This is a genomic window from Mucilaginibacter sp. L196, assembly GCF_009765905.1.
Lineage (GTDB): Bacteria > Bacteroidota > Bacteroidia > Sphingobacteriales > Sphingobacteriaceae > Mucilaginibacter.
This window is the reverse complement of sequence record NZ_LMUO01000019.1, coordinates 1089057-1107806: the sequence shown is the minus strand read 5'-3', so window position 1 is coordinate 1107806 and position 18750 is coordinate 1089057. Positions and strand designations below refer to the sequence as shown.

Here is an 18750-nt window from a genome sequence, read left to right as displayed (position 1 = left end):
TTAGCTTCCTAACCACAACTGCATCAATGCTATCAATCTATCCATATCAACCGGTTTGGTAATGTAATCATTAGCGCCGGCCGCTATGCATTTTTCACGATCATCCTTCATTGCTTTCGCGGTTAAAGCTATTACAGGCAACTTAGCCCATTTGTTTTGCTTGCGTATATATCTGGTGGCTTCATAGCCATCCATTTTAGGCATCATAATGTCCATCAACACTATATCAATGTCGTTTATCTCTTCAAGTTTGACAATAGCTTCCTCGCCATCGTTGGCAATCTCCACCACCAGGTCATAGGATTGCAGCGCACTGCTTAGGGCGAAGATATTACGCATATCGTCATCCACAATAAGTACCTTTTTACCTTTAATTGCATCCTTACCTTTATTGATAACCCTTGCAGCAGAACCTATTATTGGCGATTGTTTTTTGTTAACCTCGCTTATCTTATTCAGAAAGAGGTTGACTTCATCAATTAACCTGTCGGATGATTTACTGGTTTTAACAACCATTGCATTGGCGTATTTCATCAACCTATTTACCGATGTCCTATCAAGTTCCATCGCCGTATTTACAATAACCGGTAGTTCGGCAAATTCATCAACTTCCTTAATCTTGTCTAACAGGTCAAGCCCTGAAATGTCAGGAAGGTTAAGATCGAGTATCACACACTGGTATTCATTTTCATGCAGCATCCTGAAAGCAGATTCACCGTCAAAGGCTTGATCGACAGTAATACCCTGTCCTTCCATCATATCCTTTAATGCCTGGCTTTGTGCTTTGTGATCTTCTACCAGTAGAATTTGCTTAAATTTAGCCCCACTTTGAAGCATAATGTCGGTAAAGAGCTTATCTAATGCGCCGGTATCTATTGGTTTTTTAAGGAAACTGATAGCCCCTTCACGGCGAACCCTATTAGCGGCGGCATCCCCTGCCGACATCAAGTGAACAGGGATGTGCATTGTTTCAGTCAGGGCTTTTAATTCCTTCAGTATCTGCCAGCCGTCTTTTCCTGGCAGCATAATATCCAGTATCACTGCGTCAGGAAGGTGTTCTTTAATAATTTCAACAGCATTAGTGCCCTCACTTACCATGATAGATTTATAGCCATGGTCGCGGGAGTAATCCTGCAGGATGTTAGCGAAATTTTTATCATCCTCAACAATAACTACCGTTGGTTCCCTGTTAGGATCGCGTACAATTTGTGCCGATGGTTTTAGAAAGTTTTCCTTTACAGGATTAAATGTTTCAACTGTTGGCACTTGTTCATCCTCGATTGAAATCGGCACAACTTTAGCTTCAAAAGGTACGGTCAGGATAAATTCACTGCCTATTCCCGGCTCACTAGTAAGTGTGATTGCACCGCCCAATAAGGTGGTTAACTCCCGACTAATAGATAAGCCTAAGCCTGTACCGCCGTATTTACGGCTTGTTGAGCCATCTGCTTGTTGAAATGCCTCGAATATAATACGTTGTTTTTCTTTCGGGATCCCCACACCGGTATCTTTAATACAAAAGCTTATTGTTTTTTCTATAGGCCCGGGGACAACATTCAAAGCTATAGCCCCCCCTTCTGGAGTGAATTTAAACGCGTTAGATAATAAATTCTTGATTACCTGCTCAACTCTTACTTTATCAGTGAATAAGGCTTTAGGTACATCTTTAACACTATTAGTAAATTTAATGTTTTTATGGGACGCCACTTCGGCAAACAGCATGTCCATATCTTTCAATATATCAGATATTTTGATTTGCTCATTTTGCATTTCCAATTTACCGGATTCAATTTTCGATAAATCGAGAATATCGTTAATAAGCGTTAATAAGTCGTTACCTGCATTAAATATTACACTGGCATATTTTATCTGATCTTCTGATAAGTTATGAGGTTTGTTATCTTTTAAGATACGCGCTAGAACCAAGATACTATTTAATGGAGTACGCAATTCATGACTCATATTAGCCAGGAATTCAGACTTGTATTTACCTGTAGTTTCCAGCTCCTGAACTTTTACATTGATGGATGCACGGGCTTCTTCTATGGCCTGGTTTTTTTCTTCGAGCAGGCTTGCTTTTTCTTCCAACTCTGAATTAATGCTGCGCAGTTCCTCTTGCTGTACCCTAAGTTCTTCTTCTGATGCTTCTAACATTTCTGTTTTATTCATCAGTTCTTCATTGGTAACACGCATTTCTTCTTGTTGAGCTTCCAGTTCTTCGGCCTGTTGCTGGGTTTCTTCAAACAGATCATGCATGATGGTACGGGCTTGTGAGGTATTTATAGCCACCCCTACATCATTTGTAATCCTGCCTATGTAATCCAGTATTCCTGATCCAACCTTACCCTGAAAAGCTAACTCCATTACTCCCTTTAACTGTTTATCAAATGAGAATGGTAGAATTATGCTTTCTATAAGATCATCATGAATAATTGAGCTTTCAAAAGCCAGCTTATCATTTAATTTACCTTTTATGGTTACCGTCTTTTTATCTACAGCTACCTGTCCTAATAATCCTTCTGAAAGTTTAACAGTTTTTTTAAGAGCGTTAAGATCATGGAATGCATAAGACGAGTATAATTCCAGTCGTTCTTCACCCTCATTATATAAATAAAATGTTCCAGTGAAAGCTTTAGTATAGTTACAAACTTCGGTAAGTATATTTTCGGCCAGTTCTTTTTCACTTTGCTGGCCTTGCATTTTTTCATTAAGTAACCCAGTACCTGTAAGCAGCCAGTTTTTAGCTTCGTTTTCTGCCAATACTTCCTCAAGTTCGATGTTTGCCACCCTTATTTCTTCTTCTATCTTCTTTTGTTGATCAAAAGTCTTCTGTATGTAGATGAATAAGATGATTATTATAGCCAGAAATACAGCCGAACCAATAAAAATTGTTAATATGGTATAATTGGCTGCACTTTGAGTTCTTGCCCTGCCAGTAGCTAAAGCTTTATCTTCTCTTGTATTGATCCTATTAATGGTTTCACGAATGTCATCCATAACATGTTTGCCATTTAACAACATATTATGGTCAACCATGTACTGTAGGCCTACTACATCCCGTACATCAATATTATTTTTAACCAACTCTAATTGTCTATCGGTTAACCGGTAAAGCGAATCTAGATCTTTTTGTTGGTATGGGCTATTTGGGGCCAGTTCTTTCAGTTTAGCAACATTATTTCTTATTAGCGGCAATGCTGCTTTGTAAGGATCAAGGAAAGCCGGTTTATCCATGGCCACAAAACCACGCATACCTGTTTCGGCATCAATAAGGTTTTGTAAAATATCGCGGGAAGTGTGAATGAGGGTTTCACTTTGTTCAACCTTAGCCTGATCTTGCTCTAATTGTGTTATACTCCTAAAAGAAAATACAGCAACTAAAAAAACAAGAATTATAGAAACTGCAAAACCGGTAAGCACCTGGTTTCTAAAAGATAGTTTTAACATTTAGGATAGATTAATTATAATACAAATATGTTAAAAAAAATTAATTCATAATATAATCCTATACAACCTCTGGTTTTGGTTTCATATAAGATAACAAGAATTAATCGACTTTAAAGTTACTTGCTTTTTTACTAACCAATGTCCCCCCAACAGAAAGTAATCCACCGAAAAATAACAGGTACCATCCCCACTTAAATTTCAGTTGGCTGCTTAAAAAGCCAGCTATTGAATGGAATGGTATAAAGCTGAATGAAGTTTTTACTTTTAAAATGGCCGCTATGTAAAATACAAATATTAAAGCAAAAGATAACCAGGCCGCGAGTCTGCTTATTTTAACCTGGTTAAATACGGTTCCTATTATGCCAACTATGGCTATTAGCAACATAACCATGGCGTATGGTTTATTTAAATCGTATGCATCCCAGTTAGCTAAATGAAATGGGCGTAATAGCGGGCAAAATGTTGCCGCTATTACTAATACAAACCCAACAAAAGATAAAAGCGCGGGCAGTCTCATTTTATTACTGTTGTTTTAAATCCATTTTATCAGCAAAATGCGCGCAATAATCGCGAAGGTCTTCTACGATATTAGTTTCGCCTGTAGCGCGTAAAAAGCTATCGCCCATAGTTTGTAATGTTTCGTAAAAGAAACGTTTCATGTCGTCAACAGGCATATCTTTAGTCCAGAGATCTATACGTAAGGTGTTTTTATAATTATGATCCCATAATGCCAACATCATTGATTTTACGGGTAATGCCTCTTTAGTTTGTGAGTCTGTTGATTCCCACATAATGCTATCAGGCACGTTATTCTCGTCCATATCAATGGTTAGTTTGATCTCGGCTTTTTTCATCGTTATTATTGTGTTTTAAAGGGGATGAAGCTATCATGAGCTAGTCATTTTGCTTTTGAGCTGCCGCCCATGATGGTTTCATTTTTTATTATCTTACAAGTAAAAATATTATTGCGGTCAAAGTTATAAAGCTTAGCTCTACAATCCATATTTTTTTGGTTTCGGGGAAGAAATTTCGAAGCATAACATCTAAAAATGACACAGCGAAAGCAAAGAATAAAAATATCCAACCGATAGCAGTGCCCAATTCCCGCACCTTCATGCCTACTGTGGCGGCTCCATAAATCCAAACGTAAACTGCCAGTACTAGAAACAACGCACTGACAACGTTCAAGGGGGTAATTCTAATCTTCATGTATTGTATTAGTGTTTTTTCCTATAGCTTTTTGGCGATTTTGTGCGGGGAGATTTCGAATTTGGGTTCTTTTTATCTCTTTCAGCTTTGAACTTGATTTTTTGGTTCAGGGTTTTCTTTTCGTGGAAAGCGCCCTTAAAATCAGGGTCATCGCGGCGTTTCTGCATATCAATCTCACGTGCCTGATCCTGTTTTTCATCATATCCCGTAACCTCAATAAACACCTCGGTAGGTATAGCCGTTACCGGGATAGTTTGCCTGATGAGTTTTTCAATTTTGTTTACGTAATATTCCTCGGATGGCGTACAGAAAGTAATTGCTTCACCAGATTGAAATGCACGGCCTGTACGGCCAATACGATGCACATAATCCTCAATAACTACCGGCACATCAAAGTTGATAACGTGACTAACATCGCTCACATCAATACCACGCGAAGCAACATCCGTAGCAACCAATATCTTCACCTCATCGTTTTTAAAGGAGTTAATGCTATTGATTCGTGTATTTTGACCTTTATTAGCATGCAAAACCTTTACTTCTTTTTCACCGAATTTGCGGAGCAGGAATTTATACACATCCTCAGCTGCAGCACGGGTTTTACAAAAAACAATTAGCTTTTTAATATCATCAGGTGCATCCAGTAAATTTTTAAGTAGGTTGATCTTGGTTTTCACATTGGGTACATGGTATAACACCTGGTTTACCGTTTGTGCCGGAGTTGCCTGTGGAGTAACCTCTATAATGGTTGGAAACTCCAAAAAGTTATTGGAAAGCTGATGAATTTTATCAGACATCGTAGCCGAAAACAACAAATTCTGACGTTTAACAGGCACAACCTCTAAAATACGATTGATCTGTGGCATAAAACCCATATCCATCATTTTATCGGCCTCGTCCAAAACCAATACTTGCAGCGTTTTGGTTACGATATGCCCTGCAAGGTAAATATCCATAAACCGGCCGGGGGTGCCTACAATAATGTCAACACCTTTATTGATGATCTCTATTTGCGTTTTTGGGCCTAAACCGCCATAAACAGAAACTATACGCAAATCGGTATAAACAGCAAATTGCTTTGCATTCTCCTCTATTTGCATAGCCAGTTCGCGGGTTGGCGCTATAATAATAGCTCTGGCGTTATCGCCTTGTGCATACTTAAGTCGCATGATAATAGGCAACATGTAAGCGGCAGTTTTACCTGTGCCCGTTTGCGCTATGCCCATTACATCCTGCCCATTCATTATGGGCGGTATAGCTTTTTGCTGTATAGGCGTAGCCTCGGTATAACCGGCATCGGCAATGGCATTTAGTATTTGCCGGTTAAAATTAAAATCCTCAAAAGTTACAGCCATTCGGCAAAGATAGTGTTTTCTTTTAGTCGGGAAGTCCGGAAGTCTGATAAGTCGGGAAACCAAGAACATATTTAAACAATTCTTTCCGTCTTTCGGACTTTCCGACTTTCATTCTATATTTGCATTATGTCATCTATCCTCATAAAATCCGCCACTATAGTTAACGAAAACAAGCAATTTGTTGCCGACGTATTTATTAAAGATGGTTTTATCGAACAGATAAATAACCAGATTAACAAAAACGCCGATCAGGTAATTAATGCTGAGGGATTATATTTATTCCCTGGATGTATTGATGACCAGGTGCATTTTCGCGAACCGGGTTTAACTTATAAGGCTGATATTCATTCAGAATCTCGTGCAGCAGTGGCTGGTGGTATTACCTCTTTTATGGAGATGCCAAATACTGTACCCAATACGTTAACGCAGGAATTACTTGAACAAAAATATGAGATAGGAAAGCGTAACTCTCTGGCTAACTATTCTTTTTTCATGGGTGCGAGTAATGATAATATTGATGAGGTATTAAAAACAGATACCGCCAACGTTTGCGGTATAAAAGTTTTTATGGGTTCATCAACAGGTAATATGCTGGTAGATAATCCAACAACATTGGAAAATATTTTCTCTCAATCACCTATGTTGGTTGCAACCCATTGTGAGGATGAGGCTACTATCCGCAGCAATTTAAACCATTACAAACAATTACTTGGTGAAAATATCCCGGTAAAATTACATCCAAAGATCCGCAGTGAAGAAGCTTGTTATTTATCATCATCAATGGCGGTTGAATTGGCTAAAAAGTATAATACCAGGTTGCATATTTTACATATCTCTACCGAAAAAGAAACACACTTGTTTAGCAATGATATTCCCCTAAAGGACAAACGCATAACAGCCGAAGCCTGTATACATCATTTATGGTTTAGCGATAAAGATTACGAGACCAAAGGCAACCTGATAAAATGGAACCCGGCAGTTAAAACTGAAAGCGATAGAGACGGTATTTTAAAAGCGGTTTTAGATGGACGGATTGACGTAATAGCCACCGACCATGCCCCGCATACTATTGAGGAGAAAACACAACCATATTTACAGGCACCATCCGGCGGCCCGTTGGTACAACATGCTTTGCCTGCATTGTTGGAAATGCATCATCAAGGCAAAATAAGTCTTGAACACATTGCGGAAAAAACGGCACATAATGTGGCGGTTTGTTTCCAAGTAGATAAACGTGGCTTTATCCGCGAGGGCTATTGGGCTGATTTGGTTTTGGTTGATCTCAACTCAAACTGGCAGGTAAATAAGGATAATATCCTTTATAAATGTGGCTGGAGCCCTTTTGAAGGCACTAATTTCCAATCCAAAATAACACACACTATAGTTTCTGGAAATGTAGCCTACAGCAATAACAAACTGAATGAAGGTATACCCGGTAAAAGGTTAAGTTTTACCAGGTAAACCAGTTAGTTTATTGCAAGTGAAATCTTCATGCCATGTTCATTAGCACCCGAGCTATATAAATCAAAGTCGGCAGTATACTTTCTATTTATATCGCTTTCCCATATCTTTTGCCATGCTGCGCTTATTACTTCGGATAATTTATTTTTTAATGAATAAACCTGGTATTTGCCTGCCGATATAGCTACAGCTGTAAAGCTATTGTTGATTTTTGTTAAAGAATTTACCTTACAACCCAATACCGCGGTATATTTCCCGGTATGGTCTGTTTCATAATCTGTATAAACACAATACACATCATCTGATGCCCTATCGGGGATGTATTTTATCAAATTATCATCCATAAATTTGAACCAAAGCTCTTCTATATCTTTTTTTGCTTGCCCATTGTGGTTACTTGTACGTACAGATATACCAACAATGTGAAAGCCTTCTTGCTCTATTATTTCTGTTTTCATCATTATAAATTTTAAAGAACATCCCTCAATCCATTAAATACTGATTTCCAGTTTTGCTCTGAGTGTTCTGCCGCTTGTTGGTTTTTAACACCATCTTGCGTAATTATTAGTGTAGTTATCCCATTATCTTCACTAAGCTCATAAGTGATGTTGTTATAATTTTCCGGCTTGTCTTCAGTACCCGACATGCTACTCCAGTAAGTGTATTTCAATAATTTGGGCTCGTCGATAGCTAATATGATACCGCCATCCTGGTATTTATGCCCTTCCCATTCTCCGCTAAAAGTAATTGGATGTCCTACTTGCCAGTCTGATTTTAGATCGGTACCCCAAAAGTATTGTTTTACAATTTTGGGATCGGTTACCCCCTGCCACACTTTTGCTATTGGCGCGTTAAATGTGATGGTTGTTTTTGATGTTAATGTTTCCATAGTTTTGTAGTGGTTGATTGATAAATCAAAAATACAACCAGCTAATGACAACCCTATGTCAGCAGCAAAAAAAGAATTATAAGTTTTTTTTAAGTATAGTTTGACCGATGGCTTTAATTCGCTCCTTTAAACTAGCAGGCTGTAAAATTTCGGCACGATCACCAAACATCATATACCAGTGAGCAAAACCCTCTATTGACGCGGTTAGGAAAGTCATCTCGATCATATTGCCAACTGTTTTTTCGGATACAAAGCCACTCCAATATTTTTGATAGCTTAGGTTGCCGTGGATTTCTTTATCTACCTTAATAATAACCGTTTCTAAATGCTTCTCTTTAGCGGTTTGAGCTATATAGGCTTTTAAGGTTGGATGTTGGTTGCCGTACAACTTATCAGTCACACTTAAAGTTTTTATACGGTCTATCCTGAAATCACGATAATCCTTGCGTAACAGGCAATAGGCTATCAAATGCCAGTAACCATCCATGAAAAATATGCCTACAGGCTCAATTTCTCTTTTGGTATTTTCCTGGCTATGATGTGCAAAGTAATCAATACACAATATTTGTTTTTGCGAGATGCTGTTTAATATAGTTTGAATATAGTCATTATGTGCTGCCTGTGGCTGCGACCGGTTTTTAAATACCTGAATATTGCTGTCAATATCCTCCAGCAAATCCTTTTCAGCATTACGTAAAATAGCCCTTATTTTATACATGGCCGATTTATGATTGGCTACCGTTGATGCATCTGTTAGTTTTTCAATAAACTTTTCAGCAGTTAAAAAAGCGGTAGCTTCTTCTTTAGTAAAAGTCACCGGGGGCAGACGGTATCCATCCATAATCGAATACCCCACACCAGCTTCGCCGATTATCGGGATTCCTGCTTCTTCCAGGGTTCTTACATCGCGATAAACTGTACGCAAGCTGATATTAAAACGCTCAGCAATATCAGCTGCTTTTACAACCCTGCGCGACTGTAATTGAATGAGAATTGCTGATATGCGATCGATACGGTTCATAAGCATCAATATTAAAGAAAATGCACATAATTCATACATACATTTAGCTAATTTTTATATTAGCAAAATGTATAGCCGTCGTAAATTCTTAAAAGTATCTGCTGCAAGTGCATCATTAGCAGCCATATCTAATTCAATATTAGCTAAGCCCATTATTAAAAGCGAGCCGGTTGGTTTCCCAATAGTAATTTCAACGTGGAATTTCGGCATACAAGCTAATCAGGAGGCATGGAAAACGCTTTCCACTGGTGGTCGTGCGCTAGATGCTGTTGAAGCCGGTGTACGTATACCCGAGGCCGATATGAAAAACCATACCGTAGGTCGTGCCGGTTATCCTGATAGAGATGGACATGTTACCCTCGATGCCTGTATAATGGACGAGTTAGGTAATTGCGGATCGGTTGCTGCAATGGAATACATTGCGCACCCAATATCTGTTGCTCGTTTGGTGATGGAAAAAACGCCCCATATTATGTTGGTAGGCGAAGGCGCTACACAATTCGCCGTTGAACAAGGCTTCAAAAAAGAAAAACTACTTACACCGGAATCCGAAAAAGCATGGAAGGAATGGTTAGTGACCGCCAAGTATGCTCCAGTTATGAATATTGAAGACCAGCAACATACGCCCGGAAGTAAATATAACCATGATACCATAGGTATGTTGGCAATTGATGCTAAAGGCAATATTTCCGGCGCTTGCACAACCAGCGGCATGGCTTTTAAAATGCATGGCCGTGTTGGTGACAGCCCAATTATTGGAGCCGGTTTGTTTGTTGATAACGAGGTTGGTGGTGCTACATCAACCGGTGTTGGCGAAGAGGTAATACGTAACGTAGGCAGCTTTTTAGTTGTTGAACTGATGCGCCAGGGTTATCATCCGGAAGATGCTTGCAGGATGGCAGTGGAGCGCATCATCAAGAAAAAGCCTGAAACATCTAAGAACATACAAGTTGGCTTTTTAGCTATAAACAAAAAAGGCGAGCATGGCGCTTATGCCATACAACGAGGTTTTGAATACGCTGTTTGCAACAGCAAAACGCAGGATTTACTAATCCCCGGTAAAAGTGCCTATCAAACAGTAGGTTATTAATAATAATCACATAAAATAAACAAAACTCTTTTAAATGAGCCTTGTTCGTATATCACCAAATCACAAAGATGATCGCTCTTGAAGTTTGCGCGAATTCTATCAATTCTGCCTTAGCAGCGCAAAATGGCGGTGCTATCCGTGTAGAGTTGTGCGATAACCTGAAAGAAGGCGGCACCACCCCATCTGCCGGACAAATCACCCTGGCACGCAAGTTTCTACATATCAAACTATATGTATTAATACGCCCCCGTAGTGGAGATTTCCTATATAACGATATTGAGTACCAAACCATGCAGGCCGACATAAGATATTGTATTGAAGCTGGTTGCGATGGAATTGTGATAGGTATACTTAAGGCAGATGGCACCATTGACAAAGAACGCAATCTGGAGTTAGTGCGCATGGCTAAACAATTCGGTTTAGGTGTTACTTTCCACCGGGCATTTGATGTTTGTGCCGATTTATACCAGGCGCTTGAAGATATTATTGAACTTGGTTGCGAGCGCATCTTAACCTCAGGTGGCAAAAGTAGCGCGATGGAAGGATCGGCGATGCTTGCGCATTTGGTTGAAAAAGCTGCCGGGCGTATCAGCATAATGGCCGGCGCGGGTGTAAATGAGCACAATGCCGCCGATCTGGTACGTTATACAGGTGTGCAAGAGATACATTCATCAGCAAGGGTTATGATTCCAAGTCAGATGCAATTTCAAAACGACCATATAGCTATGGGTGATGCCATGCATGATGAGTACAGTTTCGACCAAACGGATGTAGAGCGGGTAAAAAAGCTCATACAGCTGGTTAATGCCTGAGTGTACCACGGTACATATGAAACACCTGGTACAGTTGGTACACTTTTCGCCCCAAAAACACCCTTTTTACTCCTAAAAAAGCGGTTTTTAGATTGAAAATTATTGCTTTTAAGCCTGTTTTAAGCCCCAAAATGCCCCAAAAACATCGTTTTTTTACTCTTTTTGGCCGTAAAACAGCGAAAAAATGATGCTTTTTCATCAAAAAAATCAACAATTTATACTTGTTAGATTTTTTTGGGGAAACAGTTTTTATCTAAAAAATACTCACCGGAACAATCAACTCAAACCTGTTCCTGCCGCTGCCGCCGTACAGGTCGGGATCAAGCAAGCGGTCATATCTGAAACCAAACGAAATAGCTTCCTGGTTAAACCACTTGGTATCAAAATAAACCTCTAAACCGGTGGAATTGAAATTGGCTTTGAACTTAGAGCCATCTACATAAAAATCATTCGCAAGCGTATAATCATAAAAAGCGTTACCACGGATACGCATAATGTATATCGTATTAGCTACTCCCGCATCAGGATAAGCTATCGGGAAACTATAATTCGCCCCTAACTTATCCATTTTATAAAAGTTTTCGGCGGTATACCCTCTCGAGAACGGGAAATTATTTGAGTAATCAATCACATTATCAGCGCTACCCTTTTGTTGATAGGCCGCATTGAAAAATAAGCTGTGATTAACAGACAGGCCCGGGAAATAAAAAGTACCCGTTGCTAAAAACTGTGTAGAGCTTTGTCCGGTCACCGCGTTTTGATAGCCTAGCTGTATACTTTGCGCGAAATGCGGGAATATATTTTTTTGCGCTTGTAAGGTGCTATTATAAAAATAAAGATAGTTGTTCAGGTATGCGTATGATTGATCGGCAAACAAAGCACGATATGCCTGCTGAAAACTACTGCTGCTATACACCAAATCGCTGCCGATAGCCAGTGAAGTACTGCTTTTGCCACGGGTAAAATTCAACGGCAACTCTAAGCCACCCTGTACGCTGGTTTCGTTCCAATAAATATTAGTGCCGCGGTATAGCTCCCGCCTGTCAATGGTATAATCTACACCGCCGGAAATGTAGGGGAATAAAGCCCCGTAAATGGCATTAAAGCCAAATTCCTTGTAACCCTCATCACGGTTATAGTTAAATAAGATGTTTGACTGAAAAGTATTCAGCACATTCTCGCCCTGTATCTCTAAGGTATAATTCGGGTCGTCGATATTGGGGACAAGACTATGAAAATTAAACAGGTGATAAGCTTTATTGTATTTGGTAATCCCCATCGGTTTGTTTTGTACCGATGCCAGTAAATTGGTGGATGAATCGCGGGTTAATGCAGTGATATTAAAGTTAGGCAACGTACCCGGGATAGCGCCATCCGGTAATTCTTGCCATTGGATTGCGGTATTATCAATTTGATGAATTTGAAAACCATACGAAGTAAGACTTACCCAAGCTAATTTCTTGTCTGAAACCGAAGTTTCATAATTACCAATAAACGTTTGCAGCGAATCGCATTTTAGCTCGTATAGTTTATCATTCTTTAAATTGACGGCGAACAATCGGTCATTAATATTACTGGTCGCTGAAAAGTAAGCGGTATCACCATGCAAGTGCGGGAAAACAATAGGCTGAAAAGTGAACGGTAGCAAATATTTAGCTTCGCCGGTTTTGATATTAATAATAGCCAGCGACATTTTGCCTTTGCTGTTCCTTACCGTTGCAACTAAATTATCCTGCCCATAAAACTTAGGGTAGGTATAAAATAAACGCTGTTTATTAGGCACCACCGCTAATAATTTACCGGTTGTCGCATCAAGCAAATGCACATCACATTTTCCGGATGGTGCTTCTTGTACCACGGCAATCGTTTTGCCATCCGGACTAAAAGATGGTGCGAAGTATTTTGTGCCTTTAGTGATGCGATGCTCTTTACCGGTTTTTACATCCAATAATATCAGTTCACTGTAATCCCGATAGGTCCAACGCAGGTCAGGGCGGTAACTGGCATAAATTATTTTGCCATCATGATAATCAAAATAATTATCCAACGAATAGCTGCGGGTACTGATGGTCTTCTCGGTATTACCCTCTCTGATTACAAAAACAGGCGTTTTATCGTAGCTGGTTTTTGAATAAATAAGTGTATGATCATCAATATAAGCAGGGTATTCCCTATCTGCATCAAAATGCTTTTTAGCTTGAGGTTGATTATGTTGGTCAATCGCCACAAATTGCTGCCTGAAATAATTCAACGCGTCATTCCTAAAATCAACAAAATCCTTACCCGAATATTTCTTTATCGCCCTTTCGAATGGATAAAATCCACCTTTATAAGCCGCAGCATCATGCGTTACTTTTTTCCAAAAATCATCTCCATATTTTTCCCGGCCATAGCTTACCATCATATAACCCAGCGGATACCAATCCGGCGTATAATCAATATATGATCCATTGCGGATCTTCATATAGCTATAATCCGTACCATCAGCCCACAAAGCCCTAAAGCCATCTAAAAAGAAAGGTAACCTGCCTCTGCCCTGTTCGCTCACATGGGTTTCGTTAAAAACGGCATCGCCCTCAAAAAACCAGTTCGGTACAGCTAGGTCGTTCGCTAAAGCTTGTCCCCCCTCGCCAAACAAAAACCGCATGGTTTTGGATAAGCCGACATCAAAATTATTATACTGCTGCACATGCCTAAACTCGTGTATAGCCAATTGCTCGGGCCATGGCAAACTGCCTATATCAAAACTGTTCTGCTCTGGTGTCAAAAAAAACTCACTTCTAAAAGGCGCTAACTGTACGTAAGCGTTGGTAATGGTTGTCTGGTTTTGCATTAATATGCTTACCTGCCGCTGTTTAAAACCAATAGTAGGTTGTATAGCGCCATTCATTTGCGTAACAATGTTAGCCACCCTCAGCCCTTCCGTATCCAACCCCACCGGGAAGATCACCTTAGCAGCAGGGGTATTTACCTGGTTCCATTTAATGGATGGTGGGTTGCCCCCAAACTCCTGCGCACGGGCAACACCCACAAGCAATAACAAACTTAAAATGAGTGGAAATAGGGGCTTATTCATCGAGATGTGAAAGTAATTACAAAATATCATATTCGGAATTATCAGCATTAAAGATTTAGGAGCATAATTGTTTTGTTACAAGAAGATTCCCTAACCCTCTCCATCATGTCATTGCGAGTGGGATCGAGTAAAGGCATGTGCGGCGAAGCAAACTCGTAGCCATGCAATAACCAATTTTTTAAATTAAAACGGTTAACCTTATTTATTGAAAATAACCTTTTATCAAACAATAATTTTTATAATATTTGATTAATGGACGACGCTCAATACTGTATTTACATTGTTACCAATAAATCTAACACTACGTTATATATTGGTGTTACAAGCAATCTACAAGAGCGTATCTGGCAACACAAACAAAAAGTCTATGTCGGTTTTACGTCAAGATACGATTGTGATAGATTGGTGTATTTTGAAGAATACCGTTTTATACAAGATGCTATTGCAAGAGAAAAACAATTGAAAGGCGGATCACGCCAAAAGAAGATAAACTTAATAGTTTCTAAAAATCCAGCCTGGAAAGATTTAAGCGAGGATTGGTATGATTAATGCCCGCGTGGTGGTCAACGCCTCTCCACCATGTCATTGCGAGCGGGCCTGAGAAAAGGCATGCGTGGCGAAGCAAACTCGTAGCTATGCAATAACCAACTGCATATATATCATGCTACGAGTTTGCTTCGCACCACAGCCCACGCCAAACCCCGCTCGCAATGACATGATGTTTTAAATTCCAATCAACAAATCCGAAATTCACATGACACATCATCCCCTAAAACTAAGTACATTTGCGGCTTGTTAATACCCTACTATGGCTAAAGTATCTATCAACCTGGCAACAGGTTCATTGCAAAAAGAAGAAATTATTGTCGGCATCGATCTGGGCACTACCAACTCATTGGTGGCTTTCATCAACCCTGATAAACAACCACAGGTAATTAACGATTTGGGTAAGGGTGTATTAGTACCATCTATTGTCCACTTTTCTGAAGCTGGTGACATCACCGTAGGTAACGAGGCAAAAGAGTATTTAACCACCGATCCGCATAATACCATCTTCTCTGTAAAAAGACTGCTTGGCCGCTCATACAAAGACATTGAAAACTATCAAGACTTTTTTAGCTATAAAGTTATTGATGATAATACCGAAAGCCTGGTAAAAATAAAGGTTGGCGATAAGTTTTATACACCGATCGAACTTTCAGGATTGATCCTAAAAGAACTTAAAGCCCGTGCCGAACATGCGCTAAAAACGCCTGTAAACCGTGCGGTAATAACCGTTCCTGCTTATTTTAATGATTCACAGCGTCAGGCAACCCGCGATGCCGGTAAATTAGCCGGACTTGACGTATTACGCATTGTGAACGAACCTACCGCCGCAAGTTTAGCTTATGGCATCGGTTTGAATCCCGAAGAAACAAAAACCATTGCTGTATATGATTTAGGTGGTGGCACATTTGATGTATCCATCTTGCAAATTCAAAATGGCATCTTCGAGGTTTTAGCCACTAATGGCGATACTTTTTTAGGTGGAGATGATTTTGACAGCGCGATTGTTGATTACTGGATTGAAAAGAACCAGTTGAACAAAGCGGAGATCATTCAAAACCATGAACTTGCCCAGCAGCTACGCTTAAAAGCAGAAGAAACTAAAAAAGCATTTTCACACCAGAATTTAGTGAACGATAAGATTGGCGACATATGGTGTACATTGGATAAGCAAACTTTTGAGTCGCTGATCCTGCCTAAAGTGCAGCAAACCATACAAGCTTGTAAAAACGCGTTGAAGGATGCCGGTTTAGGTGTTGATAAAATTGATGAAGTGGTAATGGTTGGCGGATCGACACGCACATCCTTAGTTAAAAAAATGGTTGCCGAGTTTTTTGGCCGACCAGTACATGATGAAGTAAACCCGGATGAAGTAGTTGCCCTTGGCGCTGCCATTCAGGCTGATATATTAGCCGGTAACCGAAGCGATATTTTATTGCTGGATGTTACCCCACTTTCTTTAGGTATTGAAACGATGGGTGGATTGATGGATGTGATTATTCCCCGCAATTCAAAAGTACCAACCAAAGCAGGCAGGCAGTATACCACATCTATCGACGGACAGGTAAACATGAAAATCGCTGTTTATCAAGGTGAACGTGATTTGATCAGCGAAAACCGTAAACTGGCAGAATTTGATTTGAAAGGCATCCCATCTATGCCTGCAGGTTTCCCTAAGGTTGATATTAATTTTTTACTGAATGCTGATGGTATCTTAACAATTCAGGCGATTGAACTGCGCTCAGGTGTAAAACAAGAGGTTGAAGTAAAACCTGCCTACGGTATAACCGATGACATGGTAGAGCAAATGCTTTTAGACAGCATCACCCACGCCAAAGAAGACGTTGCCCAGCGCATGCTGATCGAAGCCCGCACCGAAGGCGAACAAATGGTTTACACAGTGGAACGCTTCCTCCAAAAAAATGCCGACCATGTAAGCATTGCTGAAATGGCTGAAACAAACAAATACCTTACCTTGCTAAAAGCAACACTAACCAGCGGCGATAAAGACGCCATACACAAAGCGATTGATGAGCTTAACGAATTCACCCGGCCATTCGCCGAGCGCCTGATGGATCATGCGATCAGCACAGCGATGAAAGGAAAAAGCATAGAAAACGGCCCGGAATAGCGGGTTGTGATGCTGAGGGCACTCGAAGCATAAGCGCAAAGGCCTAGCAAAAATTGTCATTCTGAGCGAAGCGAAGAATCTGTAAAGTAGTTTACAAACGTGCAGATTCTTCGCTTCGCTCAGAATGACAGGGCACAAAAAAACCCCCGTTTTCGGGGATTCTGATTTTATAAATTCTTAATTTCTTCCTGTTCCTTTAAAGCCGCGATATTATTGCTGTTGCTATATTTATCGGTCTGGGTTGCGAAATCTTCCAATATCGCCGCGATAGTATCCAAATTATCCGCGACACGCTGGTGCATATCCGGCAAATCTTTTTCAAGGCGTTTATCACCCAGATCTATATTGTCAACTTCAATTTTAGCGAGTTTCTGTATGATTGCCTGCTGACTATTTTTTAAATCTTCCAATTCATGGACTATCTTTTCCATCAGCGCAAATTTCTTTAACTTATCCATAGTAGTATATTTTTAGATTATACTAGTACAACTATGAAAAGGCGATTTTGTTTATTTTTTTGCGAACGCTAGTATTTTTATAGCTAAAGTTCCCATTCTGAAAATTCAGGTTCAGACATTATCTGTTCATCAACCTCGCCACATACTTACCAATAATATCAAACTCCAAATTCACCACCGAACCCTCACGTACATGTTGCAAATTAGTATGCTCAAAAGTATATGGGATAATAGCTACTGAAAAACTATTAGCCTGAGAATTAACCACAGTTAAACTGATACCATTAACACAAATAGAGCCTTTCTCCACGGTCACATTGCCAATAGCGGCATCATACTCAAAAGTATATTCCCAGCTACCATCAAGCTCCTTAAAACCGATACATTTCGCGGTTTGATCAACGTGGCCTTGTACAATATGACCATCAAGCCGTGCATTCATCTGCATACAACGTTCCAGATTCACTAAATCGCCAACCTGTAAATATCCTATACTGGTTTTGTTCAGCGTTTCTTCAATCGCGGTAACAGTGTGTATGCCATCAGCAACGGCCACCACGGTTAAGCAAACCCCGTTATGCGCAACCGATTGATCAATCTTCAGCTCAGCCGAGATAGCAGACTCAACCGTAATATGTAAGTTTCCCTGATCTTTTTGCAGATCAACAACTTTGCCTAAAGTTTCTATTATTCCTGTAAACATGTTTCAAAACTAACTAATTGCGGTTATTTATGTTAATTACATAACTAATATTACAATATGTCCATCAAACAAAGCGCGGGTATCCTTTTGTACAGAAATACAAATAACATTTTAGAGATATTCCTCGTTCATCCCGGCGGCCCGTTCTTTAAAAATAAAGACGAAGGTAGCTGGTCGATCCCTAAAGGTGAGTTTTTGGATGATGAAGAAGCCCTCGCAGCAGCCAAACGCGAGTTTCAGGAAGAAACCGGACAAGCCATTGATGGTAATTTCATCTCATTAGGTTCAATCAAGCAAAAAAATGGCAAAACCGTTTATGCCTGGGCCGTTGAGGGTGACATCAACAACGAAACAATCCTGAGCAACACCTGCGAAGTGGAATGGCCTCCCCGCTCCGGCAAAAAAATAACGATCTCCGAAATTGACCGGGCCGGATGGTTTGAAGTTGATGAAGCCAAAGGAAAGATCAACCCGGCACAGGCTGAATTAATAGATAGGCTTATAAATTCACAAGCCTGATATGTGGGCTGTCATGCTGAGCGTAGTCGAAGC

The 18750-nt window shown here is 40.0% G+C and carries 17 protein-coding genes; 6 read left to right on the top strand and 11 right to left on the bottom strand.

Features of this window, described 5'->3' with window-relative positions:
* From GSQ74_RS21150 to GSQ74_RS21130, 5 genes are all read right to left on the bottom strand, one after another.
* Positions 1–3447 (bottom strand): response regulator, encoded by a 3447-nt coding sequence (locus GSQ74_RS21150; protein ID WP_158996191.1) that lies wholly within the window; start codon positions 3445–3447, stop codon positions 1–3.
* Between the two features lie 100 nt (positions 3448–3547).
* Complete coding sequence (locus GSQ74_RS21145; RefSeq protein WP_158996190.1) at positions 3548–3964, bottom strand: hypothetical protein; 417 nt, start codon at positions 3962–3964, stop codon at positions 3548–3550.
* Between the two features lie 4 nt (positions 3965–3968).
* On the bottom strand, positions 3969–4301 hold the full coding sequence (gene gldC, locus GSQ74_RS21140; RefSeq protein ID WP_158996189.1) for a gliding motility protein GldC: 333 nt from the start codon (positions 4299–4301) through the stop codon (positions 3969–3971).
* Between the two features lie 88 nt (positions 4302–4389).
* Positions 4390–4656 (bottom strand): hypothetical protein, encoded by a 267-nt coding sequence (locus GSQ74_RS21135; protein ID WP_158996188.1) that lies wholly within the window; start codon positions 4654–4656, stop codon positions 4390–4392.
* Positions 4657–4664: 8 nt separating this feature from the next.
* On the bottom strand, positions 4665–6011 hold the full coding sequence (locus GSQ74_RS21130) for a DEAD/DEAH box helicase (RefSeq protein WP_158996187.1): 1347 nt from the start codon (positions 6009–6011) through the stop codon (positions 4665–4667).
* A 126-nt stretch (positions 6012–6137) separates the two neighbouring features.
* Here GSQ74_RS21130 and GSQ74_RS21125 point away from each other — a divergent pair, with 126 nt between their 5' ends.
* Positions 6138–7472, top strand: coding sequence for a dihydroorotase (locus GSQ74_RS21125; RefSeq protein ID WP_158996186.1), 1335 nt, complete (start codon positions 6138–6140; stop codon positions 7470–7472).
* 5 nt (positions 7473–7477) lie between these two features.
* On the opposite strand, the gene GSQ74_RS21120 is transcribed toward GSQ74_RS21125, so the two are convergent.
* From GSQ74_RS21120 to GSQ74_RS21110, 3 genes are all read right to left on the bottom strand, one after another.
* Positions 7478–7933: a GyrI-like domain-containing protein gene (locus GSQ74_RS21120; protein WP_158996185.1), complete on the bottom strand. Its 456-nt coding sequence runs from the start codon at positions 7931–7933 to the stop codon at positions 7478–7480.
* A gap of 8 nt (positions 7934–7941) precedes the next feature.
* The gene (locus GSQ74_RS21115; protein WP_158996184.1) at positions 7942–8361 is read right to left on the bottom strand and encodes an SRPBCC domain-containing protein; all 420 of its coding nucleotides are present in this window, start codon (positions 8359–8361) and stop codon (positions 7942–7944) included.
* Positions 8362–8437: 76 nt separating this feature from the next.
* Entirely contained in the window at positions 8438–9382 is a 945-nt protein-coding gene (locus tag GSQ74_RS21110) for a YafY family protein (protein ID WP_158996183.1), read from the bottom strand.
* 67 nt (positions 9383–9449) lie between these two features.
* Here GSQ74_RS21110 and GSQ74_RS21105 point away from each other — a divergent pair, with 67 nt between their 5' ends.
* Positions 9450–10472 (top strand): N(4)-(beta-N-acetylglucosaminyl)-L-asparaginase, encoded by a 1023-nt coding sequence (locus tag GSQ74_RS21105; protein ID WP_158996182.1) that lies wholly within the window; start codon positions 9450–9452, stop codon positions 10470–10472.
* A 68-nt stretch (positions 10473–10540) separates the two neighbouring features.
* On the top strand, positions 10541–11284 hold the full coding sequence (locus tag GSQ74_RS21100; protein ID WP_158996181.1) for a copper homeostasis protein CutC: 744 nt from the start codon (positions 10541–10543) through the stop codon (positions 11282–11284).
* A gap of 253 nt (positions 11285–11537) precedes the next feature.
* Here the strand turns inward: GSQ74_RS21100 and GSQ74_RS21095 are convergent, their stop codons facing one another.
* Entirely contained in the window at positions 11538–14360 is a 2823-nt protein-coding gene (locus tag GSQ74_RS21095; protein WP_158996180.1) for a PD40 domain-containing protein, read from the bottom strand.
* A 252-nt stretch (positions 14361–14612) separates the two neighbouring features.
* Here GSQ74_RS21095 and GSQ74_RS21090 point away from each other — a divergent pair, with 252 nt between their 5' ends.
* On the top strand, positions 14613–14909 hold the full coding sequence (locus tag GSQ74_RS21090; protein WP_158996179.1) for a GIY-YIG nuclease family protein: 297 nt from the start codon (positions 14613–14615) through the stop codon (positions 14907–14909).
* Between the two features lie 259 nt (positions 14910–15168).
* Complete coding sequence (gene hscA, locus GSQ74_RS21085) at positions 15169–17037, top strand: Fe-S protein assembly chaperone HscA (protein WP_158996178.1); 1869 nt, start codon at positions 15169–15171, stop codon at positions 17035–17037.
* A 167-nt stretch (positions 17038–17204) separates the two neighbouring features.
* Here hscA and GSQ74_RS21080 read toward each other — a convergent pair whose 3' ends face one another.
* Entirely contained in the window at positions 17205–17495 is a 291-nt protein-coding gene (locus tag GSQ74_RS21080; RefSeq protein ID WP_158996177.1) for a hypothetical protein, read from the bottom strand.
* A 118-nt stretch (positions 17496–17613) separates the two neighbouring features.
* Positions 17614–18198 (bottom strand): riboflavin synthase, encoded by a 585-nt coding sequence (locus tag GSQ74_RS21075; protein WP_158996176.1) that lies wholly within the window; start codon positions 18196–18198, stop codon positions 17614–17616.
* A gap of 57 nt (positions 18199–18255) precedes the next feature.
* Between GSQ74_RS21075 and GSQ74_RS21070 the strand changes: the two genes are divergently transcribed.
* Complete coding sequence (locus GSQ74_RS21070; RefSeq protein ID WP_158996175.1) at positions 18256–18717, top strand: NUDIX domain-containing protein; 462 nt, start codon at positions 18256–18258, stop codon at positions 18715–18717.
* The last annotated feature ends 33 nt before the right edge of the window (positions 18718–18750 follow it).